This is a genomic window from Oleiphilus sp. HI0128 (assembly GCF_001635365.1).
In genome coordinates this window covers 1-1,001 of sequence record NZ_LWGG01001206.1, presented here as the reverse complement: position 1 = coordinate 1,001, position 1,001 = coordinate 1, and the positions used below count along the sequence as shown (strand labels likewise).

General features: G+C 44.2%; 1 protein-coding gene. It reads left to right on the top strand.

All coding sequences use genetic code 11. The features are described from left to right. On the top strand, positions 1-1,001 hold a 1,001-nt coding region (locus A3763_RS20430), incomplete at both ends, for a TIGR03013 family XrtA/PEP-CTERM system glycosyltransferase (RefSeq protein WP_156495219.1).

Here is a 1,001-nt window from a genome sequence, read left to right as displayed (position 1 = left end):
TTCCCTGTTATGTATTTAGGTCGCGGCGTTTTAGCGTTTGCGATCACCTTTTCCTTGATCTTCGTATTAGTGGTAAGGGTACTTTTTTATAAAGTCGTTGATTTGGCTCAGTTAACGCGGCGAGTTGTAATTTTTGGTGCTGGGAACACAGCTGCCAATATTATGGAGCGAATTCAAGCTAGTAAAGATGAGTCAGGGTTTCAGTTATATGGCTGTATGGCTTGTGGGCAAGGTGAGGTGGTTGTAGATTCCAGTTTATTGGTCAATGAACCTGAAGATTGGATGGCCTTTGTTAAGCAGCATAATATTAGTGAAATAGTTGTCGCGCCAGATGAGCGCCGCCGCAGTGAAGGTGGTCAGATTCCTATAGATGCACTGCTGGATTGTAAGCTCAGAGGGGTTCGTGTGACGGACCCTGTTGAGTTCATAGAGCGAGAGCTGTTGCGATTGGAAATTTCAATGCTTCGTCCTGGTTGGGCTTTGTTCTCAGATGGTTTTGTCTATTCTCAAGCACGAGATATTCTAAAGAAGTTATTTGATTTGACCGTCGCAAGCCTGATTTTATTGCTTACCTGGCCGTTTATGTTGATAACTGCCATTGCGGTTAAGCTAGAAAGTGACGGGCCAATTCTCTACAGTCAGACGCGTGTCGGGCTGAATGGAAAAGAGTTCTCTATTTATAAATTCAGAAGTATGGCTCAAGATGCGGAGAAAGACGGTAAGGCCGTTTGGGCGACTAAAAATGATGCGCGCGTAACAAAAGTGGGGGCGTTTATCAGAAATACACGTCTTGATGAATTGCCGCAGCTTTATAATGTTTTTACGGGCGATATGAGTTTTGTTGGGCCTCGTCCAGAAAGGCCTCAGTTTGTAGAAGAATTGAAAGAACAAATACCTTTTTACGATGCTCGGCATAAAGTAAAACCGGGATTGATGGGCTGGGCACAGTTAAAGTACCCCTATGGCGCGTCGGTTGACGATGCGAGAAATAAGTTAAAATA